The following is a 24,681-nucleotide window of genomic DNA, read 5'->3' as shown; positions in this document are numbered from 1 at the left end:
TCGTGTAGGGTTGGACAAGAGACCCCACACACCCACATAATACGTCGTGCCCCTCTGGGCCTGGGAGATGCCGATGAACTTCGTGGGCGAGATTGACCGCGAACCCGATCGCGCCGACGCCGAAGAGGCGCTTCGGCTTCTCCGGCGCTGGGCGGTGAACGCGGATCCGACCGAGGTCGCGCGGCTCGACCCCGCGATCGCGCGGCTTCTGCCGGGGCGCGAGGTCGGGAACTACCCCGATCTCTCGCGCGTCTATCCCGACGACTTCGTCGCCGATGCCGACTACCGCGTCACAATGCCGGACCTGCAGAACGGCCCGTCGAGCCTCATCGTCGGGGCCAAGGCGCAGATCCAGCATGTCGGTATCTCCAACTTCCGCCTGCCGATCCGCTTCCACACCCGCGACGGCAGCGACATCACGCTGGAAACCTCCGTCACCGGGACGGTCAGCCTGATCGGCGAGAAGAAGGGCATCAACATGAGCCGCATCATGCGGTCCTTCTACGCCCATGCGGAGCGCACCTTCTCCTTCTCGGTGCTGGAGGCGGTGCTGGAGGATTACAAGAGCGACCATGACAGCATCGACGCGCGGCTGATGATGCGGTTCTCGTTCCCCGCGCGCGTCGCCTCGCTGCGCTCGGGGCTCAGCGGCTGGCAGTATTACGATATCGCGCTTGAACTGGTGGAGCGTGATGGGCTGCGCAAGCGGATCATCCATCTCGACTACGTCTATTCCTCGACCTGCCCCTGTTCGCTGGAACTGTCCGAGCATGCCCGCCAGTCGCGCGGCCAGCTTGCGACACCGCATTCGCAGCGTTCCGTCGCGCGCATTTCGGCGGTGGAAAGCGGCGGCAAGCGGCTTTGGTACGAAGATCTGATCGACCTGGCCCGTGCCGCGGTGCCGACCGAAACGCAGGTCATGGTCAAGCGCGAGGACGAACAGGCCTTTGCCGAGTTGAACGCGGCCAATCCCATCTTCGTCGAGGATGCGGCGCGCAGCTTCGCCGAACGGCTGCTGGCCGATGAGCGGATCGGCGATTTCCGGATCGTCGCGAGCCATCAGGAAAGCCTGCATTCGCATGATGCGGTCTCGGTCCTGACCGAGGGTTCGACCTTCGTCTCGGAAAGCATTGACCCTCGGCTTTTCGCATCGCTTCACAAGATCGGCTGACATTCGGCGCGGCCTCGGCCCGCAGGCGGGTCTGGCCGGTGATGCGAGCGCGTGCCCTGGACGGTGCCAGCGCCAGTGCCGTTTCGCTCAGTACCATTCGTCTGGCATCGCCGCCTTGCGCCGGGCGATGAACGCCCCCAGTTCCCCTTCGATTGCGGGGTCGATGGCAGGCGGCGCGTAGGCGGCGAGCATGGCCTTCCAGCGCGCGTTGGCGCGTTCCTCGGCGCCTTGGCGCCCGCCCTCGGCCCAGGTCTCGTAGGGGCCGGCCTCGGCGATGCCGGGCAGGAAATTCGCGGTCGCGAAATGCTCTGTCGTGTGCCGGGTCGACAGGAAGTTCTCACCCGGCCCAGCCTCGCGGTAGGATTCTCGCGTCAGCGTCTCGGGCGTAACCGCCATGCCCGCGACGAGCTTCAGCATGGCGCCGCAGCAGTCGAGGTCCATCACGAACTTCTCATAGCCCATCGTCAGCCCGCCTTCGAGCCAGCCCGCGGCATGCCAGACCTGGTTCGCGCCCGACAGGATCGTCGCCCACATGGCCGATGTGCTGTCCGCCATGGCCTGGCCGTCCGCCGCGTTCGCCGCGGTGATCTGCCCGCCGCCGGAACGGACCGGCACCCCGAGCCTGCGGCCAAGCTGCCCCAGCGCCAGCGTCACGAGGTTCGCCTCGGGCGTGCCGAAGGTCAGCGCGCCAGATCTCAGGCTCATGGTGTTATGGAAGCTGCCGTAGACGACGGGGCAGCCCGGACGCACGAGCTGCGCCAGGGCGATCCCGGCCATGGCCTCGGCATGGGTCTGCGCGGCGATGGCGGCGGGCGTGACCGGCCCCATCGCGCCACCGAAGATCGCCGGTGAAACGCAAACGCATTGCCCGGCCTCGGCATAGACCCGCAGCGCGCCCGACATCGTCTCGTCGAAGACGAGGGGAGAGTTGACGTTGATATTGCCCTGCATCACCGCGTTTTCCGCGACGAACCCGGCACCGAAGACGATCCGCGCCATCTCGATCGAGTCCCTGGCCCGCTCCGGCGCGGTGACGCCCCCCATGAAGGGCTTGGCCGACAGCGTAAGATGGGCGTGGACCATGTCCAGGTGGCGCTTGTTCACGGGAATGTCGGTTGGTTCGCAGACCGTGCCGCCAGAGTGCTGGAGCCAGGGAGACATCCAGGCGAGCTTCACGAAGTTGCGAAAATCCTCGATTGCCGCGTAGCGCCGCCCCCGGTCGAGGTCGGTCACGAAGGGGGAGCCATAGCCCGGCATCAGCACCAGGTGATCGCCGCCAAGGATCACGGAGTGGCGCGGATCGCGGGCGTGCAGCGTGAACTCCGCCGGGGCCGTGGCGCAGATTTCTGCGGCCTGACCGCGCTGGAACCGCACCCGTTCGTTTTCGACCCGGCAGCCCGCCGCCGCGAAGAGCCGCCGCGCCTCCGCATCGCCCCGGAACTCGATCCCGATCTCGGTCAGTATCCAGTCGGCCTGCTCTTCGAGGGCGGCCAGCGCCTCCGCATCCAGAAGCTCACAGGCCGGTATCCGGCGTCGGACGGCGCCCGCCGCCGTGGGGCCGGTATCGCCGGCCCTGCGCCTTGCCCGGCCGCCGCGCCTGCCTGGGGTTGCGGTGGGCGGGGTTGCGCGTCCTTCCGAGGATAGCAATGCTAGACCCTCCGATCTGTGGCCTGGGTCGCCGCAGCGCCCGTATAGGCGTTCGTAGAGCCAGTCCTGCCGCAAGAACAAGCGAAACGAATTGCATGGATGGTATAGGAAAATTATACGGAAGCATGCGGTTTCAGCACTACGACAGTCTGCGCATCTTCAGCATCGTCGCGCGTCACGCAAGCTTTGCGGCCGCGGCGGAAGAGCTCAACCTGACCAAGGGCGCCGTCAGCCACCAGATCCGTGGGCTTGAACACGCCCTTGGTTTCCCGCTTTTCAACCGGCTTCCCCGCGGCATTTCCCTGACCCCCAAGGGACAGGAGCTTTGGATGACGCTCGGGGTGGCGTTCGATGCCGTCGAGGCGCGGATCGCCGACCTGCGCGAGGCTCCGGCGCGTCCCGTGACCATCGGGGTGACCACCTATTTCGCCTCGCGATGGCTCTCGCCGCGGCTGATGCTGTTCATGAAGGCCCATCCCCGCGTGCGGCTGCGCATCCAGCCCATGATCGACCTGTCGGAACTGGGGGCGGAGGGTATCGACCTTGCCATTCGTTGGGGCTGCGGGGACTGGACGGATGTGGCGATCCGACCGCTGTTCCTCTGCCCGGCCTTTGCAACCGGCGCGCCCGAGGCACTTGCGATGATCGACGACCTCGGGCTCGAAGCCGCGCTGGGGCGCTTGACGCTGCTGGCCGATCGCAGCGGCGCGCGGGCCTGGGCGGATTGGCACCGGGTTGCGGGTTTGCGCTATTCAAGCCGGACGGACATGCTGACGATCGCCGACCCGAACGTACGGGTGCAGGCGGTCATCGACGGGCAGGGCATCGCCCTGAACGACGCGCTGGTCGCGCGTGATTTGGGGGACGGGCGGCTGCGGCGGCTGAGCAGCCATCAGCTGGACAATTACGGGTATTTCCTGGCCCATGAGCCCGGTGCTACGCGCAACCCGGACGTGGCCGCCTTTGCCGAATGGCTGCTTCAGGCTTCCGCCACCGGCGCGTCGGATACCCTGCTGGGCGTCTAGCCCCGCGGCCGCCCAGGCGCTGCCCGGAGGGATGGTTTCACTCAGGGCCGCCGATGCCGCGCTCGAGCCAGGGCGACAGGCCAAAGTGACGCCGGTAGGACCTAGAGAAATGATCGGGGTTGTTGAAGCCGCTGGCGATGGCGACCTCGATCAGCTTCATGTTGGTCTGCAACAGAAGCGCGCGCGCCTTCTCCAGGCGCAGCTTCGTCAGATATGACTTTGGTGAGGTGCCGAGGTGCCGCGCGAAAAGACGCTCAAGCTGCCGGCTGGAAACGCCGACCCGCCGCGCGATGGCCTCGGGGCGGGTCTGCAATTCGATCTCGCGGGTCATGATGCCGATGGCTTCCGCGACCTTGTCGTTGCGGCTGGCCAGCCGGCAACTGTTGCCGATGGTCTGCTCCTGCCGCCCGCAGCGTGCGCGGAATAGACCAGCCGGTCGGCGACCCAGGTGGCGACATCCGTGCCCTGCTCGCGGCTGATGAGATGGATCATGATGTCGAGCGTCGATGCCCCGCCCGCGCCGGTGAAGCGCGCCTCACCCATCTGGAAGACGCCGCGGGTGATTTCGAGATCGGGGTGGACCTCCTTCAACGCGGCCTGGCAGGACCAATGCGCAGCGGTCTCGTGGTCGTCAAGCAGGCCCGCGCGCGCCAGAACGAAGGCCGCGCGGCGTAGACCCCCGACGGTCACGCCCTTGCGGGCTTGGCGGCGCAGCCATGCCTGCACGGGCAGCGTCCCGGCCGATACGAAGTCGTCCCCGCCGAGAACGATGACCGTGTCCCGGCGGTCAAGGTTCGAAAGCATCCCATCGGCCGTGAAACCCAACCCGTTCGACGCCACGACCGGGTTGCCGTCCTCGCTCAGCGTCGTCCAGGTGTAGCGCGCGGTCCCGTCGAAGCTGTTCGCCTCCTTCAGGGCGTCGAGTGCGGCACAAAGATCGAGCGCGGAAAAGGAGCGGAGAAGAAAGAAGACGTAGCGCTTGGGTTCGCGCCGAAGAACCGGCTCGGCGGACGCCGTGGCGATGTTCATCGGTTTGGTCATGGCCCGTCTCCCCCATCAGGCCTCACGCACGCATCTTCGTGCCATCCGGGTCGTAGACAGGCCCGCCCAGAACTTCGGCGTCGTAGAACTGACCCAGCATCTCCACCTGGACCTTCGCGCCTGGCGCTGCGTGCTCTGCCGCGACATAGGCCAGCGCCATCGACTTGCCGACGTGGTGCGCGTAGCCGCCCGAGGTGATGTATCCGACCGCGCGGCCGTCCTTCAGCACCGCCTCATCGACCGTCACGTCGATCTCGCTGTCGATGGCGAGCGTGACGAGCTTGCGTTTGGCACCCTCGTCCCGGAACTTCAGGGTTGCTTCCTTTCCGACGAAGTCCTTCTTCCAGTTGATGAAGACATCGAGCCCGGATTCGATCGCGTTGAAGTCCGGCCGGAACTCCAGCGCCCAGGCGCCCCAGCCCTTTTCGAGCCTGAGCGACATCAGCGCGCGGTTGCCATACCAGCGATAGCCAAGATCGGCGCCCGCCTCCTCGATCGCCTCGGCGAGTTTCAGAAGATATTGCGGGCGGCAGTAGATCTCATAGCCAAGCTCTCCCGAGAAGCTGATCCGGTTGAGGATCACTGGAACGCCGCCGACGAAGGTCTTGCGCGTGTCGCGGAACCTGAAGGCCGCGGAGGAGACATCGTCACGGGTGATGCGCGCCAGCAGATCCCGGGACTTCGGGCCAGAGATCGCGACCCCGTGCCAATCGGCTGTCACATTCGCATAGGCGACGTCCGCCGGCAGGTCCTTTTCGAACCAGCGGCGGTGGGCGTCCTGCATCGCGCCCGATCCGAAGACCATGAAGTGATCCTCGGCAAGGCAGGCCACGGTCAGGTCGCCGTAAAGCCGGCCCTTCGGGGTCAGCATCGGGGACAGCGCGATGCGGCCGGGTTTCGGGATGTAACCCGCCATGGTCCGGTCCAGATAGGCCCGCGCGCCGGCGCCCTTGAATTCGTGCTTGGCGAAGTTCGCGACCTCGATGCCCGCGACGCCCTCGCGCACGGCCTTCACCTCGCGCGCGACATAGTCGAAGGACCGGTTGCGCTCGAAGGTCGGATCCTCCCAGGCGTCCTCGGGGCTGTCGGCGAACCAGAGCGCGTGTTCGAGTCCGAAGGACGGCCCCATCCGCGCGCCCTTCGCGGTCAGCCGGTCGAAAAGCGCGGTCGTCTGCTGCATGCGGCCCTTTGGCAGCGTTTCGTTCGGGAAGGTCATCACGAAACGACGCTCGTAGTTCTCGCAGGACTTGATGGTGCCCCAGTCGGGCGAGGCCCAGTCCCCGAACCGCGCCACGTCCATGGCCCAGACGTCGATCGAGGGCTCGCCGTCGATCATCCACTCGGCCATCGTCAGGCCGACGCCGCCGCCTTGGCAGAAACCTGCCATGACGCCGACCGCGCACCAGTAGTTGCGCATGCCCGGCACCGGGCCGATCATCGGGTTGCCGTCGGGGCCGAAGGTGAAGGGGCCGTTGATCGCTTGGCGAATGCCGGCATTGCCAAGCGCGGGGATGCGCTCGAAGCCAAGTTCGAGCCGGTCCGCGATCCGTTCCAGATCCGGCTGCAAGAGCTCATGCCCGAAGTCCCAGGGCGTGCCCTCCACCTTCCAGGGCGTTCCCTTGGGCTCGTAAGTGCCCAGGAGCATCCCGTCGCGTTCCTGGCGGAAGTAAAGGTTCGCCTCATAGTCGAAGCCGCAGGGCAGTCGGCTGCCCGCATTGGCGATCGCGTCGATCCGTTCGGTCAAAAGGTAATGGTGCTCCATCGGCTGTACGGGCAGATTGAGGCCCGCCATCTGGCCGACCTCGCGCGCCCAGAGGCCGCCGCAGTTCACCACATGCTCCGCGTTGATGGTGCCGTTGGGCGTGGTCACGTCCCAGGTGCCATCGGGCCGCTGGGTCGTCGCGGTGACCGGCGTGTAGGTGAAGTAACGGCCGCCATAGTGGCGTGCGGCCTTGGCGAAGGCATAGGTAGTGCCCGAAGGATCAAGGTCGCCGTCCTGATCGTCCCAAAGGGCTGCGTAGTAGTATTTCGGGTCAATCAGGGGATGCCGCTCGGCCACTTCCTTGGGCGATATGAACTCCTGGTTCAGGCCCATGTAGCGCGCTTTCGAACGCTCGCGCTTCAGGTAGTCGTACCAGGTCTTGTTGGAGGCGAGGTAGAAGCCGCCGGTCAGGTGCAGCCCGACGGACTGGCCGGAGAGCTCCTCGATCTCCTTGTAAAGGCCGATCGTGTAGCTTTGCAGGCGCGAGATATTGGGGTCGGAGCTGATCGTGTGGATCTGGCCCGCCGCGTGCCAGGACGAGCCGGAGGTCAGTTCGTTGCGCTCCAGCAGAACGACATCCTTCCAGCCGAACTTCGCGAGGTGGAACAGGATCGAGCAGCCGACGACGCCGCCGCCGATGATGACGACCTTGGCATGGCTCGGCAGCGCCTTCTGCCCGGTGGATTCTTCCTTGATGATCTCGGGCATCGTGGCCTCTCAGGTCGTGAGTTTCGTGGCGGTGCAGGGCGTTCGGGGCCCGGCGTCGGCTTTCGCGGCCACAAGGGGCGCGCGGGCGCGTCCCGCCATCGGCGGCTTTGGCAGAAGCTGACCGACCCTAGGGTGTGGACCGGCGGTTGTGACCGTTGAAAATGGCGATGGATAAGATAGAAACAGATTATGCGAAAGCTCTGGAAACTCGTCTCCTCCTCCCGAAACCTCGTGGTGTTCGAGGCAGCGGCGCGGCTTGGTTCCTTCACCAGGGCAGCGGATGAAATGAGCACCCAGCAACCCTCCGTAAGCGCCGCGATCAAGCAGCTTGAGGAAGGATTGGGCGTAAAACTCTTCCATCGGGGGCACCGGAAGGTCGAACTGACCAGCGCCGGGCACCGGCTTTACTCGGATGTCTCGCGCGCACTGGGTGAGATCGAGGCCTCGGTTCTGGCCGTTCACCGCATGGGGCGCGACGAGCATGTCACGCTGAACGCCTCCTCGGCATTCTCATATTATTGGATGATGCCAAAGCTGCCGGATCTGCGCGCGCGCCATCCCGCGATCGACCTGCGATTGCAAAACAGCGACCGTGAGCCCGACCTTGATGCGGAGAATATCGACCTTGCCGTTCGCCTTGGCGACGGCGACTGGCCGGGCTGTGCAGCGGCGCGGATCGCGGATGAGGTAATCTTTCCCGTCGTCAGTCCGAGCTTCGCGCTGGGCGCGGGCGGCATCGGAACCATCGCGGACATGGCAGAGCAGCGGCTTATCCACCTGGAGGAGCCGGTGCGCGTGCGCCCGACCTGGGCGCATTGGTTCGCCCACCACGGCGTTGTCCGGCAGGATCTGGACTCGGGCCTCCGGCTGAACGACTACGCCCTTGTGCTTCAGGCCGCCGCCGCGGGTGAGGGCTTCGCCTTCGGCTGGCGGCACATCGTTCGCAATCTGATCGAGCGGAAACTGCTTGTCGGACTAGAGGAATGGGCCTGGCGCACCGACAACGGGATCTACCTTGTGTGGTCGACCGAGCGTCCGCTGTCGCCGCATGCCTGTCTGGTGCGGGACTGGATCATCTCGGTCTCGGAGTACCCGAACCGCTGAGCAAGGGCCTCAGAATCCCAGGACCGTGGTCCATCGGAAGATGCGGACGTCCTCGGCCCCGTCGAGCACCTGCGCCAGCCGGGCCAGATCGCAACCGGGGGTGTCGGCGACCCGGCACAGGATCGCGCCGTCGCCGGAACACCGCAGTGCTTCGAGCGCGAGGCCGCACGCGGCCATGGCTCTGGCGATCACCGCGAGCCCGGACCAGGGATCGGTCACGAGAAACTCGATCTCGAACGTCACTGCGGTTCCTGGAAATCCCGCGCGGGTCGCGTCGATCTGCGAAACCGGGATCGGACAGTTCGGAATAGTCTGTGAATGGTTGCCGTCAGCCACCTTAACCTCCATCGCGCTCTTGCGCATGTCTGTCGAAGGGGCGGATGCACCTTCGCTTTAGCTGCATTTGTTTTGCGCCCGCAATCTGAACGTCAAATCGGCGCATCGTCGGTGACGCTTCGTAGGGTCTCGTCCGCGTCCGGTCAAGGCCCTTCCCGCAGCGGCCTTCGGCAGGGCGGATGCGATGCGACCCGGCGGTGTCCTGGCAGCCGGCTGAGCCCGCGGTGAGGATCAAGACCTGGGTTCGTGCCTGAACGACGTTTACCTCAATGCGCGAAGTGCTGTACCTTCGGCTGGGGCGCCGGAAGGGCGTCTTGCGCGGTCCCTTCGGCTTTTGGCCGATCGATGCCGTCGGTGCGGCGACCCGCCACTTGCTTGTCCACCAAGGGAGAGATGAGAATGATTGAGAAGCTTCTGGTCGCGGTCGATGGCTCCGGTCATTCGCTCAAGGCCGTTGAATATGCGGCGGAAATCGCGGCGGCTTGCAACGCGAAACTTCTCATCCTGACGGTATTGAGGCCGCGCCAGACCCCGAAGGTATCGGAGGAGTTGCGCAAATACGCGCAACTGGAGCAGATCGCAGGGGCCGAGTACGAAGCGATCAAGCTTCTGTCGCGCGAGTTGCTCTCCGAGGCCGAGGACATCGCCCGGACGAAGGGCGCGACTGACATCGCCAAGGTGGTCGAAACCGGCCCGGTCGCGCGCACCATCGTGGACGTCGCGAAAAAGAACGGCGTCAGCATCATCGTCATCGGCTCGCGCGGCCTCGGAAACATCGAGGCAACCTTGCGCGGGGGCGTTTCCCATCGCGTCGAACTGCTGGCGAAATGCCCCGTCCTTACCGTCAAGTGACGGTTTGGGGCGGAAGAAGAGGAACCCGCCCGTTACGGCCCGATCACGCTGCTGATCGGCTGAGAAGTCTGCTGTGGGGCATCTCCGGTCATCGAGGAGATGGTCGAGGCCACGACGGCCAAGCCCCTCGACGGGCTCCCGGACTGCCCTAAAAAGCGGCCGCCGCGGATTTCCTGCACGCCGCCACCTTGCGCGCTTCGCCGTCAGCCTCGGCCTGCCTGTGACGTGGACGGTGGCCGTCGCAGGATGGAGCGTGAACCTGCCCTCCGACTGGCGCCTCCTCTGAATCCGAGGCTGTGGCCGAAGCCCCGGAAAAGCACATCAAGGGCCTGTGAAGCACCTGCACGCCAGACGCGAAGGCCGCTTCGCTCAGGCTGGCTGGGTTGCACGCTAGTCCGACACCGGTCTGCACCCGGACCGCCCGATTTGGCTAATCGGGGAAAATGTTGTTATAATACAACATGCGGCTCGCAAAATGGGCGGATGCCGCAAACGGCCCAATGGCAGGCATGCCCGTCCTTGATCGCATCAGGCATGCCGACCGGCTGGATCAGGGCTATCCCCGTTCTGTTGGCCGGAACCGGGCACGCGGGCCGTGAGAACCCCGTCAAGAGCGCCAAGGGGAGAGCGCTTATTCTGGCGCGAAAGGGAGGACGAAGTGTTCAGCAACATCATGGTTCCCGTGGATTTGCGGCATCTGGACAGGGTGTCGACGTCGCTCCAGGTGGCGGCCGATCTCGCGCGGCTTTATTCCGCGCGGGTGTGCTATGTCGGGGTCGCCAGCGCGGAACCCAGCGATCTTGGCCACCGCCCCGAGGAGGTCGCCGCGCTCCTTTCCGGATTTGCCAAGGCGGAAGCCGACAGGCATGGCCATCGCGGCACGTCCCATCTGGTCATCAATCACGACCCGACCACGGAACTCGACAAGGCCCTGCATGACACCGTCGAGCAGATCGGTGCCGATCTGGTGGTGATGGCCACGCATGTCCCGAATGTGACCGACTACATCTGGGCGTCACATGGCGGCACCCTGGCGCTGCATTCGCGCGTGTCGGTCATGCTGGTGCGTGGCTGACGGCCCGGGAACCGAAGATAACAGAACACTGCGAGAGGAGGCGGCCCCATGGACGAACAGGACAGCACACAAGGCATCCCCATCCCGGAAGGCGCGGCGGATCTCATCGACACCGATTACATGATCGGTCAGGACAACATCGAGGGCCAGCTTGGCCCCTTCGGCTTTGACGTTCACAACCCCGTCTTCCTCGTCTCGGGCCTGAGCATCGTGGCCTTCGTCTTCTACGCGCTTGCCTTGCCGGAGCAGGCCGGCTCGGTCTTCGGTTGGCTCCGGCCCTGGCTCACCTCGACCTTCGACTGGTTCTTCCTGGGGGCGGCGAATATCTTCGTCGTCTTCTGCCTGTTCCTGATTGTCAGCCCATGGGGTGCGGTGCGCCTTGGCGGCAAGGAGGCGAAGCCCGACTACAGCTACATGGGCTGGTTCGCGATGCTCTTCGCCGCCGGCATGGGCATTGGCCTGATGTTCTTCGGCGTGCTGGAGCCGGTCTACCACATGGCGATCTCAGAGCCGCTCGGCGTTGCCTCCCCCATCGCCGAGGATGGCACGATCATCCCCGAGAACGTCGAGGCGGCCAGGAACATGGGCCTTGCCGCGACGATCTACCATTGGGGGCTGCACCCCTGGGCGATCTATGCGATCGTGGCGCTTGCGCTTGCTCTGTTTACCTTCAACAAGGGGTTGCCGCTGACGATCCGCTCGGCCTTCTACCCGATCTTCGGTGAGGCGATCTGGGGCTGGGTGGGCCATGTCATCGACATTCTTGCCGTCTTCGCGACGCTCTTCGGGCTGGCGACCTCGCTTGGTTTCGGCGCGCAGCAGGCGAACGCCGGGCTTGAGCATATCTTCGGGATACCGAACACCATCACGGTGCAGGTGCTGCTGATCACCGTGATCACCGCGGTGGCGCTCGGATCGGTGTTGCGCGGCCTGGACGGTGGCGTGAAGGTACTGTCCGAGATCAACATGGCAATCGCGGCGCTGCTTCTCGTCTTCGTCCTTCTGGCCGGGCCGACCGCGACGATCTTTGCCGATTTCATCAGTGGCCTCGGCGCCTATGCGACCTCGATCGTGCCGCTGTCGAACCCCTTCGGACGCGAGGATACGAGCTACATGCAGGGCTGGACGGCGTTCTATTGGGCCTGGTGGATCAGTTGGTCCCCCTTCGTCGGCATGTTCATCGCCCGCGTCTCGCGCGGGCGCACGGTGAGGGAGTTCATCATCTGCGTGCTGCTGATCCCCTCGCTCGTCTGCGTCCTGTGGATGGCCGTCTTCGGCGGCGTGGCCATTGATCAGGTGCTGAGCGACCCCACCGCCAGTTCGGTGAAGGCCTATGTCATCGACAGCTATGTGCCTGAACTGTCGCTTTTCGCGATGCTGGAAGGCTTGCCGCTTGCCACGATCACCTCCGTCATCGGCATCATCCTGGTCATCGTGTTCTTCGTGACCTCGTCGGACTCCGGTTCGCTCGTGATCGACACGATCACCGCTGGCGGCAAGGTCGATGCGCCGCTGCCGCAGCGGGTCTTCTGGTGCACCTTCGAGGGCGCCGTGGCGATCGTGCTTCTTGTGGGCGGGGGACTGGGGGCGTTGCAGGCAATGGTCATTTCGACCGGGCTGCCCTTCACGGCGGTCCTTCTGCTCATGTGCTGGGCGACCTTGCGGGGGCTGATGAGCGAAGCCCGCTGACGCGCCGCCTTTGACCTTGTCTGGTCAACCCGCTACGCAGGAAACGTGCATGCGCGCCCGCTGGATGGCGGGCGACGGGCGTGGCGACCAGCAACCGGGTGACGATGACCAGCGCATCACGAACTGTCGATCTCAGATCCGACACCGCGACACGGCCCTCCCCGGCGATGCGCCGGGCGATGGCCGAGGCGGAGGTCGGCGACGAACAGCGGGGTGAAGACCCCACCACCCTCGCCCTTGAGGCGCGCACCGCTGCCCTTCTGGGGCAAGAGAAGGCCCTGTTCCTGCCGTCTGGGACAATGTGCAACCAGATCGCCTTCCTCGTGCATTGCCGCCCGGGGGACGAGATTATCTGCGCGGCCAACGCACATGTCTTCGGATCGGAAGGGGCGGGCGCCGCGGCGTTGGCGGGGGCGCAGGTCCGCCCCATCGCGAGTGCGAGCGGCATCTTCGGGGCCGCCGAGGTCGAGCCGCTCTTGCGCGCGCCCCGCCCGCGTGCGCCCCTCAGCCGCGTCATCAGCATCGAGCAGACCACCAACCGTGGCGGCGGCCGGATCTGGCCGCAGGCCGCGATCGCGGAGCTTGCCGGGCTTGCTCGGTCGCGCGGGCTCGCCCTGCACATGGATGGGGCGCGGCTTTTCAATGCCGCCGTGGCCGCGGGCGTTCCGGCCGCCGAATTCGCCCATGCCTGCGACAGCGTCTGGATCGATCTTTCGAAGGGGCTGGGCTGCCCGTTCGGGGCGGTCCTGGCCGGGCCGGCCGACTTCATCGATGAGGCGCTGGCCTGGAAACACCGGCTTGGCGGGGCGATGCGCCAGTCCGGGATCATGGCGGCGGCGGGCCTCTACGCGCTCGACCACAATATCGAGCGGCTCGCCATCGACCACGCCAACGCGCGGCGTTTCGCGGAGCGGCTGAGGACAGTGCCAGGGCTTCTGGTGACGCCGGTGGAGGACGCGACCAACATCGTCTTCCTGGACCTTTCGTCAACGCGTTCAGGGGCCGCGCAGCTGGCAGACCGGCTTGCAGCGGAGGGCGTTGCCGTGAACGTCGAGGGGCCGTCGATACTGCGTATCGTCACCCATCTGGATGTCTCGCAAACCGATGTCGACCGAGCGGCGGCGCTGATCGCCGAAATGATCACCGGGGCTTCGGCCTGAGACGGGGCCAGCGGCGGCCACCCTCAGCCCCAGGTTCGCGGCCAGTCGGCGTTCGGGCGCATGCGGTTGCGTGGCAGGAGGACCGGGTATCTCGCGCGGATCGCCTCGTCGATCGCGCGGGGGATGTATTCCGGATAATGCGCGCCAAGCGTCTGATCGACCTGGTCGATGGCGCGGTCAAGCGCGGTCCGGCGGCCCTTTTCGGCCCACTCGCTCGGGCTCATCCGGTCGCCAAGCTTCGGATAGACGTAATCACGCTCCATCAGGTGCATGGTCTGCCCATGGGCGAGGAAATGGCCCGGGCCGTCCAGACAGACCTCGCGGATGACATCGACCGAAACGGTGTCCTCGTTCACGTCGATGCCGCGCACCGTGCGCAGCGCCGCCCCGATCGAGTCATTGTCCATCGCCAGGCTTTCGAGCGAGAAACCCATGAGCGAGGCGACCATTCCGCCCGCCTCATACATCAGGTTGGCGCCGGAATTGGCGGTGACGACGTGGTTGAGGCCTTTTTCGTAGCCCGACTGCGCGTCCGGCATCTTGCTGTCGGCGATGCCCGCAGGGATCCCCGAAATCAGCCCGTAATACCGGCTCATCTGTCCGCAGGCCGCTGTCAGCAGCGCCTGTTCGCCGCTGCCGCAGCACATCGCCCCGGTGCGTAGGTCAGACACGAATGGCCAGAAGCCAAGGATCACCGGATTGCCCGGCGCGACCGCGTCGACATAGATCATGCCGGCCAGGAGCTCGGCCAGGATCATCACCACGTTGCCGGCCAGCGCCGCCGGGCCAGTGGCGCCGGCTTGACCCAGCGAAACGAGCATGATCGGCATGCCGGCCTTCGCGCCGACCTCCAGGCAAAGGCAGCTGTCGGCCGCCCATTTCAGCGGCGAGACCGTGAAACAGCAGGACATCGACACGAATGGCCGTTCGCGCCACGCCTTCTCGCTTCCGGCGAGCAGATGCATCACGTCCAGAGAGGCTTCGAGCTGCCGCACGCCGCCCCAGCTGGTGCCGACATGTTTCGACGTTCCGGCCAGGCTCGCGTAGCAGGTGTTGAAGTCCATCTCGAAGAAGTCTTCGATCTCGCGCGGGACCACGGTGCGCTGGAAGAAGTGGATGTTGTCGAGCGTATCGACCAGGCGCGAACAGTCGTAGAGGTCGTGAAGCGTCGTGCCGCGATAGGCGCCGGTGCGCGGGTTGACCATGTTGACCGTCGCCCCGGCGGTGCCGCAGTAAAAGCGGCTGGCCTGCATGTGCATGTCGTGACGCGGATCGCGCCCGGCAAGCAGGAAGTCGCGGTTGATGCGGGGGATGTAGTCCTCGACCAGGGCGCGGGGAAAGGTGATGCGGCCGTCGTCGCGGTAGATGCAGCCGATCCGGGTCAGGTAGTCGACCGTCGAGGGCAGGCAGTCGCCGATGCCCACCGTTTCCAAAACGTCAAGCGCGGCCCGGTGGATGCGCGCCATGTCGGTCTCGCTTAGCGGGCGGAAGTGGCGGGGGTTCTCCATGCCGCCGCGCACCGGACGCAGATCGAACTCGCCAGGTGCCGCCCTCAGGGCACGGCGCGCCGCGCGCCCGCCGCGCCGTGGTTCGGTCACTTGCATCTGGTTCATGGCGGCGCCCTTTCCACTGTGGTTTCGTGTCGCATCTGCATTGTGTGACTGGCGCAAATTCCTACAATTGATAGTTTTTTGGCGATCGGTAACCGCAGCTTACCGGTCCGGCCGCCGGCCTGGGCGGCGAGAGCCAAGGGGGGGCCGCGCATTGAATGGACGCCAGCCATTCCGCTCATTGCCACCGCTCAACGCGCTGAAGGGATTCGAGGCGGCGGCAAGGCTGCGCAGCTTCCGCAAGGCGGCGGATGAGCTCAACCTGACGCATGTCGCGATCAGCCATCAGGTCCGCCAGCTTGAGGACGACCTTGGCTGCGCGCTCTTCCTGCGGGAGGGGCGCTCGGTCGCCCTGACCGAGGAGGGGCGGGTCTTCTACGACTATGCACGGCAGGCGCTCGAGACGCTGGTGACCGGCGCCGGCATCATCAGGCGGCACGGTCCGGAGGCCGATCTGAGGATCGAGACCTATGTCACCGTGGCGATCCGCTGGCTGTCGCCGCGGCTCTCGCGCTTCCATGCCGCTCACCCCGAGATTAACTTTTCGCTGAACACGCGGCGCACGGAATGGTGGTTCGACGAGGCCAATACCGACATCGCGATCATGTATGTCGACCGTGACCTGCCGGGTAGCCTGCGCGCGCGCAGACTGTTCGAGGGCACGCTCTATCCGGTGTGCAGCCCGTCGATCCTCGCTGCGCTGAGCCCGGTGGTGACGCCATCCGACCTCCTCGGCCTGCCGTTGATCGAGGTGTCCTCGGCGCCCAACGATTGGCGCGACTGGTTCCGGGCCGCCGGCATCGAGAATGCCCCGGCGTTGCGCTACACGAAGGTCGATACCTACGCGCTGGCGTTGGAGATGGCGATCGCCGGCGCCGGGGTCGCGATGCTTAACGGTCCCTTCGCGGAAGAGGAACTGCGGCGGCGAGAACTGGTGCTGCCGGTCGATCTGGTGGCGCGCTCGCGCGGCGACTGGGCGGTGCTGTACCGCGCGGATCGCGAACGTGACCGCAAGATCCGCGCCTTCGCGGATTGGCTTGTCGCCGATGTCGAGGCCGAGCGCGCCCGGAGCGCGGTCGTCAATAGTGGCCGCTGAAGCGACGGCGCATGACCGAGGCGGCGCCGAAACCGATCAGAGTGGAGATATCGAAGACGGGCAGGCCTGTCGCCTGCTGCACCGCATGGGCATAGGGCGGAAGGTCCGTGCACTCGAAGAGCAGCGTGCCGATCTTGGGGTGTGCGGCAATCAAGTCGCGCGCGGCCGCGACGACCTCGGCCTCGACCGCCTCGAAATCGAGCGCGCCAGATTGATCATGCACCGCGGCCTTGAAGGCCGGCCGGTTTTCGAGCCCGGTGATATGGAAGGCGACTTCGGCCCCCCCGAGCGCGATTTCCATGTGCCTTTCCGTCAGAGAGGCCGCGCTGGCCGAGATGATGCCGACCGACTGCCCCGGCGCCAGACCGCGCGCGGCGAGCGGCAGTTGCAAGAGGCTCGACATGAAGACCGGCACCGGCAACGCGGCGGCCATGCGCTCCTGGAACAGGACCATGAAGCCGCAATTGCCGAAGACCGCGCGCACCCCTTGGGCGACGAGCCTGCGGCCTGCCTCCAGGAAGGGCTCCGCCAGCCGCGAGTCGGGCGTGTAGATCAAGCTGTCCATGGTGGCGCCGCGCACGACTTCGTATAGCACCGGGAAACCGAAGCTTGAGGGATTGCCGGGGGTGCCGGGCGGGTAGGGGATCGCGCAATCCATGACGATGATGCCGACCGGGGCGCCATAGATGTCACGGCCTTTCTGTGCCTTGTAGATCAACGGCGGTTCCTCGTTCTGGAAAATGCCGGGCGCTTGCGGAACGCCCGGCACATGGATCAGAAGGATTGCAGGCGCTTCATGCCGACGTTCTTCGACTGATAGTAGCTCGCCAGCGCTTCGACGCCTTTTTCTCGGCCGATGCCGGAGTTCTTGAAGCCGCCGAAGGGGGTCTCGACACCGCCGACGCCCCATTCGTTCACATGGACCTGTCCCGCCTCCAGCCGCTCCGTCGTCCAGATCGCCCGGTCGAGGTCGTTGGTGAAGACCACCGCCGCCAAACCGTATTCCGTGCCGTTCGCGATCGCTAAGGCCTCGCGCGGGTCGGAGAACTTCAGGACCGAGAGCACCGGGCCAAAGATCTCCTCCTTGTTCACCCGGTCTTCGGGGGACACGTCGGCCAGGATCGTCGGGGCCATGAAATTTCCCTCGCGGTCCAGTTTGCGGCCGCCCGCCACCGCCCGGGCGCCTTGCTGAACGCCGATCTGCGCGTAGGTGTCGACCTTGGCGAGTTGTTCGGCCGATATCAGTGGCGTGATGTCGGGGTCCTCCATCCCGGCACCGATGCTGAGGCCGCCGGCCATGGCGGCGAGGCGTTCCACCGTCTCGTCGTAGAGGCTGTCATGGACGACGAGGCGTGACATGGTATCGCAACACTGGCCGGTGTTGAAAAAGATGCCCGCCTGGGTTTGGGCCACGACGTTGTCCAGATCCGCGTCGCCATAGACGATACCCGGGGTCTTGCCGCCAAGTTCGAGCACCGCGGGGATCAGGCTTTCGGCGGCGGCATGAGCGACCTTGCGGCCGGTGACGACCGAACCGGTGAAGACGATCTGGTCGATGTCAGAATGGCTGGCGAGCGCCGCGCCCGCCTCGTGGCCGTAGCCGCAGATCAGGTTCACCGCGCCTTCCGGCAGTCCGACCTCCTCGGCCAGTTCGGCCAGGACATAGCCTGCTGTCGGGTCGAGTTCGGGCAGTTTGACCACGCAGGCGTTGCCGGCCGCCAGCGCCGCCGACAGCGACCGCGCGATCATGTTGAGCGGGAAGTTCCAGGGGATGATATGGGCGCTGACGCCGTAGGGGTAGGGAACCACGTAATCGACATAGCCATCGCCCAGCGGGATGTAACGGCCTTCGATCTGCGCGGCGAGCCCGCCGTAATACTCGAAATACTTGGCCGAGCCCTCCACCTCGCCGCGCGCCTCCGAGATGCGCTTTCCGGCGTCAAGCGAGATGAGCGTAGCGATCTCCTCGGAGCGTTCGCGCAGCTTGCGGCCGATCTCGGCCACCATGCGGCCGCGCGCCATCGGGCGCTTGTCGATCAGCGCGCGCGACGTGACGCAGCGCCGCGCCGCAGCCACGGCGCTGTCCACATCGGCCGCCGTTGCCCGCGCCACTTCGGAGAGCGGCCGGCCCGTCGCGGGGTCGAGCAGCGTGATCCGCCCGCCTGCCGCGCCGTCGACCCATTTCCCGCCAATATAGTTCCGCCAGTAGTCCTTCATCGCAGCGCTCATGTCAGTGCCCTTTCCTTGGTCTTGTCCCGCATCGCGGCGGGGTTTTTGTCGGTTGGCGCCGCGGGATGCCAGACGCCCATGACGCGAACTTCCAGCCTGCCCTCCCAGGGGGCGAGCAATGCGAAGGCCAGCGCCTTGTTGCCCAGATGCCCCCATCCGGCCGAGGTCGTGCGCCCGACGATCCGCCCGGTGCCGTCGCGGACCGGCTCGACCCCGTGCGGCATCGTCTCAGCCCCAGCGATCTGAAGGTGGACGAGCTGCTGCGCCGTCTCTGGCGCGCCAGCAGCCGTGGGCGGCGGCATCTCGACATTCAGCTCTGCGGGCCAAGTCGGCTCCGCGCTTTCCAGTCGTAGCGACTCGAGCGCCCGCGCGCCGATGAGGACGGCGCCCGGTTCCAGCGCGAGGAACACATGGCGCAGCATGTCGGCGTGGACATGGAGCCGATAGCCCGGCAGGCCGAAGGGATTGCAGCGATGGGCGCGAACCGGCGCGTAGCCGACGGTGATCGCGCGTACCGCGCCGGGCGGGAAGGCTCCGTCTTCCAGCGCCGCCCCGGTCGCCTTCTGCAAGTGCTGCCGTGCGGACGGCCCGCAAAGGAGGAGCGCGCCTTCGGACGCGGTCAGGTTTTCGATCCGCGGGCTGTTCCCGATGGGGGCGGACTTCAGCAGCGCATCGAGCACCCGGCGCTCCGCCACGGCGGAGGTCGTGAGAATGAAGCGGTCCGCGCCCTCCCGCGTGACGGTGACCTCGGCCTCGATCCCGCCCCGCGAGGTGAGAAGAAAGCCTGCCGCGGCATGGTCCGGCGCGGGCAGGTCGACCGAGAGGATGCCGGCCAGAAAGCCTTCCGCACAAGCGCCAGAGACACGGATCAGCGCGCCATGGCTGACATCCGCAAGCGCGACACCGGTGGCCGCCGCGCGGCATTCCCGGCCTACGGCCTCATGCCAGTTGGGCCGGTAGAACGAGGGAGCGTCTTGCATCCCTTCGGGCGCGTACCAGTTGGGCCGCTCCCATCCGGCGACGGCGCCGAAGCGCGCGCCCCGCGCGGCCAGCAGGTCATGGAGCGGCGTCGTGCGCAGCCCGCGCGCCGCTGGCAGCTCCTCGCCCGGCTTGGGCAGGAGGTAGGTATGCTCATAGGCTTCCTCGACCTTGCGGGCGGACCATTCGCGCGTCGCCCATTCGCCAAAGCGTCGGGAATCGCAGCACGCCATGTCGATCGAGGGCGCGCCCTCAAGGATCCACTCCGCCATCTGCCAGCCGATCCCCCCGGCAAGCGTGATGCCAAAGGGATTGCCCTCGGCGAGCCAGAGGTTCTTTCGCCCAAAGGCGGGCCCCACCGTCGGCAGGTCATCGGGCGTGTAGGGCATCGCGTAGTTGACGACGCGCCGCACGCCCGCCCTGCCGAGTGCGGGCACCCGTTCCACCGCGCGTTCGAGATAGGGCAGGAGTTTCTCCATCTCGTCGGGGAAGGGCTCGGCCATCCCGGCGGGCGGGTCCTGGACGAAGCGCGCCTCGCCGCGTCCGTCATAGGCCCCGACCAGCAGGGCATCACCCTCCTGACGGCAGTAGAAAACATCCTCGGGATCGCGCATGACCGGCATTTCCGGCAGACCCGCCCGGCGCCGCTCGACGAGTTCCGCCAAAGGCTCGGTCACGAAATACTGGTGCCGCACGGGCACGCATTGCGCGGTCAGCCCGACCATTCCGGCGACGCGCTGGGCATGGTTGCCCGACGCGGCCACGACATGGCGGGCAAGGATCGTTCCCATCGAGGTCTCGGCGCGCCAGAAGCCGTCCGCGTGCGGCACAAGTGCGGTGACCTCGCAGTTCCGATGCAGCCTTGCGCCGCCCTTGCGCGCCCCGGCGGCCAGGCTCTGGGTCAGGTCGGCAGGGGCGATATGCCCGTCCCCGGGGTTGTAGAGCCCGCCGAGGACCCCTTTGGTCGTCATCAGCGGCCAGAGCGCGCCGATCTCCTCGGGTGTCAGCAACTGTGCCTCGACGCCGGTGGCCTCGGCGACCCCCAGATAGCGGCGGAACTCGTCAAGCCGCCCAGGGTGAGTGGCCAGCCGCAGGTTGCCGCAGGGGTGAAACCCGGGCGACATGCCGGTTTCCGCCTCAAGCCGGGCGTAAAGGCCTGCCCCGTAGCGATTGAGTCGGCTGATGGTGGGATCGAGCGTGTAAAGGATGACATGACCCGCGGCGAAGGCGGTCGCGCCCGAGGCGAATTCGTGCTTTTCACAGAGCACGACGTCGCGGCAGCCCTTCTTCGTCAGGTGATAGGCGATGGAGCAGCCAACCGCGCCGCCGCCGATGATGAGGACTTCGACTTTCTCCTGCACGATCCGCCTCCACCTTGGTCGTCGGCGGCAGCATAGGAACCTTCCCGAGCCCTCGAAAAACGGATAATCCTCATGTCGGGTATGAACCAGATTCATGGGGTGGGCAGGGTATGGCACGGCGTCTTCCACCGCTCTATCCGCTGCGGGCGTTCGAGGCGGCGGCGCGCCATGGCAGCATCTCAGCCGCCGCGCGGGAACTGTCGCTGACCCAAAGTGCGGTCAGCCACGAAGTCAAAGCGCTTGAAACCTATTTCGGGACGTCCCTGTTCCGGCGCACGCGCTCGGGCCTCGTTCTGACACGGCGCGGCCAGACGGTCTTCGCGACGGCGCAGGGCGCCTTTGCCGATCTCGCCTTGCTCGGGACGGACAGCGAGAGCCGCGATCTTTCCGGAACGGTGACGATCGCCGCCCCGCCGCTGTTCTGCGCGCATTGGCTGCTGCCCCGGCTCGACCGTTTTTCCCTGGCCAATCCCGGTGTCGCGTTCCGGCTCCTCAATGTGACGCTTGACCGGCCCGAGCTGCTGCAAGAGGTCGATATCGCGATCATCTGGGGAAATGGCGTACCGGAAGGCCATGACGGAATGAAGCTGATGGCGGCGACGCAGATGCCCGTCGTGAGCCCCGCGCTGATGGCCTCCGCCGGGGCGGCGGACCCGGAGAAGACCCTCCGGGAAAACCGCATCCTTCACGAGGGCGACACGCGGATGTGGCGAAACTGGTGCGAACTGGCCGGGGTCCGGATGGCCGAAAACCCCGATGAATGGGTGTTCGACGATCCCGCGCTCATGATCGAGGCCTGCATGCGCGGCCACGGGATTGCCCTAGGGACGCTGCCCCTGATCGACGGGCTGCTTGCCGAAGGCCGCCTGGTCGCCCTGTTTCGCGAGGCGCTCCCCGCGCCCTTTCACTACTACCTGATCAGGTCGGCCCCGCCCTCGCCGGGGCGGGTGCCGGGCGTGGTTTTCAGCTGGTTGAAGGGCTTTGCGGGCGGGGTGGAGCCCTGACGTTACCGCGCCCGCCGCAGGCCGGTTCCCGGCAGCCTGCGGGTCAGCCGACCCGGCGCGCATACAGGCTTGAAAGAAAGTCCAGGCATTTCCGGGTGCCCTTGTTGAAGTCACCCTTTCGCGTGCCGACGGCGTAGAGCTTGGTCGGCCGCGTGATCAGGTGGTCGGTGACCCTGACCAGCGCGCCGGAGGCGACGTACCTGTCGACGAACCCCGACCATCCCAGGGCCAACCCCATTCCCGCGGCGGCGGCCTCCAGCAGGTAGACGTAGTTGTCATAGGTGTCCGTCGCCGCAGCGGGCGGAACCGCATCCAGGGCGCCGAACCAGGTGTCCCAGGTCGCCCAGCCAAAGTTGTTCTTGGTTAGCGCCAGGCGCGGCACCCCTGCCCAATCCGGGGGCGGCCGGCGAAGGATCGCGTCGAACTCCTCTGCAAACGAGGGCGAGGCGACCGGCACGAAGCTTTCATCCACCACGGCAACGCTGTGGCGGTCGGGCTGGATCTGGGAATACCGGAACACGATATCCGCCCCGGCATGGATCATCGCGGGGATCGCATCGTATTCGCAGGTCAGGATCTTGACGTTCACATCGCTGCCGATGGCGCGCCGCATCTCCCGGAACACCGGCATCAGCAGCAGGTGCGAGACCTCATGCGTGCAAGCGATGGTGATATCGCGCGAGGAGGCGCGAAGCGCCTGGCGCGCGGCGGTCAGCGTTCCGAGCGCCGAGGAGACGACATCCAGGTAGGTCTTGCCCGCATAGGTCAGCGACACGCCGCGCCCAAGCCGTTCGAAAAGCCGGACGCCCAGATCATCCTCCAGATGCTTCAGATGACGGCTGATCGCGGACTGCGAGGTGTTCAATTCCTCTGCCGCGCGTCCGACGCCACCCAGGCGCGCGACGCTTTCGAACGCGATGAGCGTGCTGGAGGAGGGGATGCGGAAGCGTGGCTGACTCATATCATTTTTGATACGATAATCGCTACAAAAGGCAATGGATATCGAGCATTCAGAGGGCGAAAAATATCGTCAGGCCGATGACCTGCGGGAGCGGATATCCATGATCAAATACGAGAAACCGAAGCACTGGGCGATTCCCCGGAACAAGCTTTTCCCCCACCAGGTGGGGTTCACCTGCCCGCCGATCGATTGGGACGCCGCCCCTTCGGATTTCCTCCGGATGGCGCCCGAGACCGTCGGCGTCCATGGCTGGATGCTGCATGTCCCGGATTACCGGCACCAGTTGGACCAGCGGAAGCAGAACTTCGGCATGATGGAGGATTTCGTCCAGTGCATGGCAAACAACGGCGCCAATGTCTGTGGCCAGGTCGGATCGAACTGGGTGCATGCCTCGGGGCTGGGCGTCGAAGGCATCCGCCAGCACTGCGAGATGCTGAGCGAGAAATACGAGACGCCGTTCCACATGGCCGGATATGCGATGGTCGAGGCGCTGCGCGCGATGAACGTCGAGAAGGTGGCGCTCAACGCCGCCTATCACCGGCCGGGCTGGTGGCAGGGAACGGTGAACTTCTGGAAGGAGGCCGGTTTTGATGTCCTCTGGGCCGGCAACTTCGTCGATCAGGGCTGGTTTGAAACCCAGGAAGAGGTCGACGGCATGCACTGGTGCTTCGACGGCGATCTGGCCCGCAAGAGCTTCGAATACGTCGCCGACAAGGCGCCTGATGCCGACGCCTACCTGATCAACGGAATGTGCAATTTCCGCCGCGCCGGCGACGGGCTCGCGCAGCGTCCGGTCCATCTGGAGGCCGATCTCGAAGCGCTGCTCGGCAAGCCGGTCATCGGCCACGATACCGCGCTTTACTGGCGGATATTCAAGACCCTCGGAATTGCCCCCACCACCCGGCAGGGCGCTCTCCTGTCCTCGCTGAAAGGATGACAAGAATGCACAAGATCGTTGCCCTCTGGGCGGTCCCGCGGTCCACGTCGACCGCCTTCGAATGGATGATGCGCCAGCGCGGCGACATGGAATGCTTCCACGAACCCTTCGGCGAGGCGTGGTACCAGGGCGAGGCGCCTTTGTGGCAGCGCTGGAAGGAGGGTGACAAGACCACGCCGGGGCTGACGCTGGAAAGCGTCTGGGAAACCATCAAGGCGGCGGCCGAGAAGCGGCCGGTCTTCATCAAGGATTTTCCGCATTACATCAACCACATGTGGGATGCGGACTTTCTGTCCAACTTCACCCATGCGTTCCTGATCCGCGATCCCGCCAAGACGATCACCTCGCTTTACGACAAGTGGCCGGATTTCGATGAGGGCGAGGTCGGCTTTCCCGAACAGCGCGCGCTCTTCGATCTGCTGAGCGCGATGACCGGCAAGGCGCCGACGGTGATCGACAGCGACGATCTGCTCGAAGCGCCCTATGAGATGACGCGGGCCTTCTGCGAGGGCGTCGGGATCCCCTTCATCCCCGAAGCCCTGACCTGGGAGCCCGGCGCGGATACGGGCCAGTACAGCTGGTGGGACGGCGGGTCCTTCCACGCGAATCTCAAGGCCTCCACCGGGCTCAGGCCGCAGACGCGCAAGTATGTGACGCTTGAAAACACGCCGCCGCGCGTTCAGCAGGTGCACCGGCGCATGAAGCCGCACTACGACCGCCTGCACAAGCACCGGCTCCGGGCCGAGGCCTTCGCGCAATGAAGGACGCTGTGAACCAGGGGCCGCGCCCGAACGGAGGCGCGTTGGGGAACCTTGCTCCGATTCCGGAGCTTTATGTTTCCTACGATTCCGCCCAGAAGCTGAAGCACGAGGCGGCGGCGTTGCCGTCTTGGGACCTGTCGCAGCGGCAGGTTTGCGACCTGGAGCTTCTGATGA

The 24,681-nt window shown here is 66.0% G+C and carries 21 protein-coding genes; 11 read left to right on the top strand and 10 right to left on the bottom strand.

Annotation, left to right across the window (positions count from 1 at the left end; genetic code table 11):
* The first annotated feature begins 73 nt into the window (after nt 1-73).
* Nucleotides 74-1,171: a GTP cyclohydrolase FolE2 gene (folE2, locus tag OE647_RS10645; protein WP_263721708.1), complete on the top strand. Its 1,098-nt coding sequence runs from the start codon at nt 74-76 to the stop codon at nt 1,169-1,171.
* Nucleotides 1,172-1,258: 87 nt separating this feature from the next.
* Here the strand turns inward: folE2 and OE647_RS10640 are convergent, their stop codons facing one another.
* Nucleotides 1,259-2,818: a trimethylamine methyltransferase family protein gene (locus OE647_RS10640; RefSeq protein WP_263721707.1), complete on the bottom strand. Its 1,560-nt coding sequence runs from the start codon at nt 2,816-2,818 to the stop codon at nt 1,259-1,261.
* A gap of 125 nt (nt 2,819-2,943) precedes the next feature.
* Between OE647_RS10640 and OE647_RS10635 the strand changes: the two genes are divergently transcribed.
* Nucleotides 2,944-3,843: a LysR substrate-binding domain-containing protein gene (locus OE647_RS10635; protein ID WP_263721706.1), complete on the top strand. Its 900-nt coding sequence runs from the start codon at nt 2,944-2,946 to the stop codon at nt 3,841-3,843.
* Nucleotides 3,844-3,880: 37 nt separating this feature from the next.
* Here the strand turns inward: OE647_RS10635 and OE647_RS10630 are convergent, their stop codons facing one another.
* The 3 genes from OE647_RS10630 to OE647_RS10620 are packed head-to-tail and all read right to left on the bottom strand — an operon-like array spanning nt 3,881 to nt 7,354.
* The gene (locus OE647_RS10630) at nt 3,881-4,174 is read right to left on the bottom strand and encodes a helix-turn-helix domain-containing protein (protein WP_263721705.1); all 294 of its coding nucleotides are present in this window, start codon (nt 4,172-4,174) and stop codon (nt 3,881-3,883) included.
* The gene (locus tag OE647_RS10625) at nt 4,171-4,884 is read right to left on the bottom strand and encodes an AraC family transcriptional regulator (RefSeq protein WP_263721704.1); all 714 of its coding nucleotides are present in this window, start codon (nt 4,882-4,884) and stop codon (nt 4,171-4,173) included. Before OE647_RS10625 ends, OE647_RS10630 begins: the two co-directional genes overlap by 4 nt.
* A gap of 22 nt (nt 4,885-4,906) precedes the next feature.
* Nucleotides 4,907-7,354 carry a GcvT family protein gene (locus OE647_RS10620; RefSeq protein WP_263721703.1) on the bottom strand — a complete coding sequence of 816 codons (2,448 nt, stop codon included), beginning with the start codon at nt 7,352-7,354 and terminating at the stop codon, nt 4,907-4,909.
* Between the two features lie 189 nt (nt 7,355-7,543).
* Between OE647_RS10620 and OE647_RS10615 the strand changes: the two genes are divergently transcribed.
* Nucleotides 7,544-8,458: a LysR substrate-binding domain-containing protein gene (locus OE647_RS10615; RefSeq protein ID WP_263721701.1), complete on the top strand. Its 915-nt coding sequence runs from the start codon at nt 7,544-7,546 to the stop codon at nt 8,456-8,458.
* Nucleotides 8,459-8,467: 9 nt separating this feature from the next.
* Here the strand turns inward: OE647_RS10615 and OE647_RS10610 are convergent, their stop codons facing one another.
* Nucleotides 8,468-8,794, bottom strand: coding sequence for a hypothetical protein (locus OE647_RS10610; RefSeq protein WP_263721700.1), 327 nt, complete (start codon nt 8,792-8,794; stop codon nt 8,468-8,470).
* Between the two features lie 399 nt (nt 8,795-9,193).
* Here OE647_RS10610 and OE647_RS10605 point away from each other — a divergent pair, with 399 nt between their 5' ends.
* The 4 genes from OE647_RS10605 to OE647_RS10590 all read left to right on the top strand — a co-directional run bounded on the left by OE647_RS10605 (nt 9,194) and on the right by OE647_RS10590 (nt 13,570).
* The gene (locus OE647_RS10605; protein WP_263721699.1) at nt 9,194-9,646 is read left to right on the top strand and encodes a universal stress protein; all 453 of its coding nucleotides are present in this window, start codon (nt 9,194-9,196) and stop codon (nt 9,644-9,646) included.
* A gap of 658 nt (nt 9,647-10,304) precedes the next feature.
* On the top strand, nt 10,305-10,721 hold the full coding sequence (locus tag OE647_RS10600) for a universal stress protein (protein WP_263721697.1): 417 nt from the start codon (nt 10,305-10,307) through the stop codon (nt 10,719-10,721).
* A gap of 48 nt (nt 10,722-10,769) precedes the next feature.
* The gene (locus OE647_RS10595; RefSeq protein WP_263721696.1) at nt 10,770-12,410 is read left to right on the top strand and encodes a BCCT family transporter; all 1,641 of its coding nucleotides are present in this window, start codon (nt 10,770-10,772) and stop codon (nt 12,408-12,410) included.
* A gap of 80 nt (nt 12,411-12,490) precedes the next feature.
* On the top strand, nt 12,491-13,570 hold the full coding sequence (locus tag OE647_RS10590; RefSeq protein ID WP_263721695.1) for a threonine aldolase family protein: 1,080 nt from the start codon (nt 12,491-12,493) through the stop codon (nt 13,568-13,570).
* Between the two features lie 23 nt (nt 13,571-13,593).
* Here OE647_RS10590 and OE647_RS10585 read toward each other — a convergent pair whose 3' ends face one another.
* On the bottom strand, nt 13,594-15,183 hold the full coding sequence (locus OE647_RS10585) for a trimethylamine methyltransferase family protein (RefSeq protein WP_263721694.1): 1,590 nt from the start codon (nt 15,181-15,183) through the stop codon (nt 13,594-13,596).
* Nucleotides 15,184-15,361: 178 nt separating this feature from the next.
* Here OE647_RS10585 and OE647_RS10580 point away from each other — a divergent pair, with 178 nt between their 5' ends.
* Entirely contained in the window at nt 15,362-16,276 is a 915-nt protein-coding gene (locus OE647_RS10580) for a LysR substrate-binding domain-containing protein (RefSeq protein WP_263721693.1), read from the top strand.
* On the opposite strand, the gene OE647_RS10575 is transcribed toward OE647_RS10580, so the two are convergent.
* From OE647_RS10575 to OE647_RS10565, 3 genes are read right to left on the bottom strand one after another with little or no spacing between them, the layout of a single operon-like run.
* Entirely contained in the window at nt 16,260-16,994 is a 735-nt protein-coding gene (locus OE647_RS10575) for an aspartate/glutamate racemase family protein (RefSeq protein ID WP_263721692.1), read from the bottom strand. The genes OE647_RS10580 and OE647_RS10575 overlap by 17 nt on opposite strands.
* Nucleotides 16,995-17,050: 56 nt before the next feature.
* Nucleotides 17,051-18,505 carry an aldehyde dehydrogenase family protein gene (locus tag OE647_RS10570; RefSeq protein ID WP_263721691.1) on the bottom strand — a complete coding sequence of 485 codons (1,455 nt, stop codon included), beginning with the start codon at nt 18,503-18,505 and terminating at the stop codon, nt 17,051-17,053.
* The gene (locus OE647_RS10565) at nt 18,502-20,844 is read right to left on the bottom strand and encodes an FAD-dependent oxidoreductase (protein WP_263721690.1); all 2,343 of its coding nucleotides are present in this window, start codon (nt 20,842-20,844) and stop codon (nt 18,502-18,504) included. Before OE647_RS10565 ends, OE647_RS10570 begins: the two co-directional genes overlap by 4 nt.
* A gap of 110 nt (nt 20,845-20,954) precedes the next feature.
* On the opposite strand from OE647_RS10565, the gene OE647_RS10560 reads away from it, so the two are divergent.
* Complete coding sequence (locus OE647_RS10560) at nt 20,955-21,848, top strand: LysR substrate-binding domain-containing protein (RefSeq protein WP_263721689.1); 894 nt, start codon at nt 20,955-20,957, stop codon at nt 21,846-21,848.
* A gap of 43 nt (nt 21,849-21,891) precedes the next feature.
* Here OE647_RS10560 and OE647_RS10555 read toward each other — a convergent pair whose 3' ends face one another.
* The gene (locus tag OE647_RS10555) at nt 21,892-22,809 is read right to left on the bottom strand and encodes a LysR family transcriptional regulator (RefSeq protein ID WP_263721688.1); all 918 of its coding nucleotides are present in this window, start codon (nt 22,807-22,809) and stop codon (nt 21,892-21,894) included.
* Nucleotides 22,810-22,909: 100 nt separating this feature from the next.
* Here OE647_RS10555 and OE647_RS10550 point away from each other — a divergent pair, with 100 nt between their 5' ends.
* Nucleotides 22,910-23,746, top strand: a complete 837-nt coding sequence (locus tag OE647_RS10550; RefSeq protein WP_263721687.1) for a hypothetical protein — start codon at nt 22,910-22,912, stop codon at nt 23,744-23,746.
* A gap of 5 nt (nt 23,747-23,751) precedes the next feature.
* Nucleotides 23,752-24,507 (top strand): sulfotransferase-like domain-containing protein, encoded by a 756-nt coding sequence (locus tag OE647_RS10545; protein ID WP_263721686.1) that lies wholly within the window; start codon nt 23,752-23,754, stop codon nt 24,505-24,507.
* Nucleotides 24,508-24,681: the final 174 nt, after the last annotated feature.

The sequence above is a fragment of the Albidovulum sediminicola genome (assembly GCF_025751575.1).
Classification (GTDB): domain Bacteria; phylum Pseudomonadota; class Alphaproteobacteria; order Rhodobacterales; family Rhodobacteraceae; genus Albidovulum; species Albidovulum sediminicola.
The sequence above is the reverse complement of the archived record's forward strand: the minus strand, read 5'-3'. Positions and strand labels throughout refer to the sequence as shown.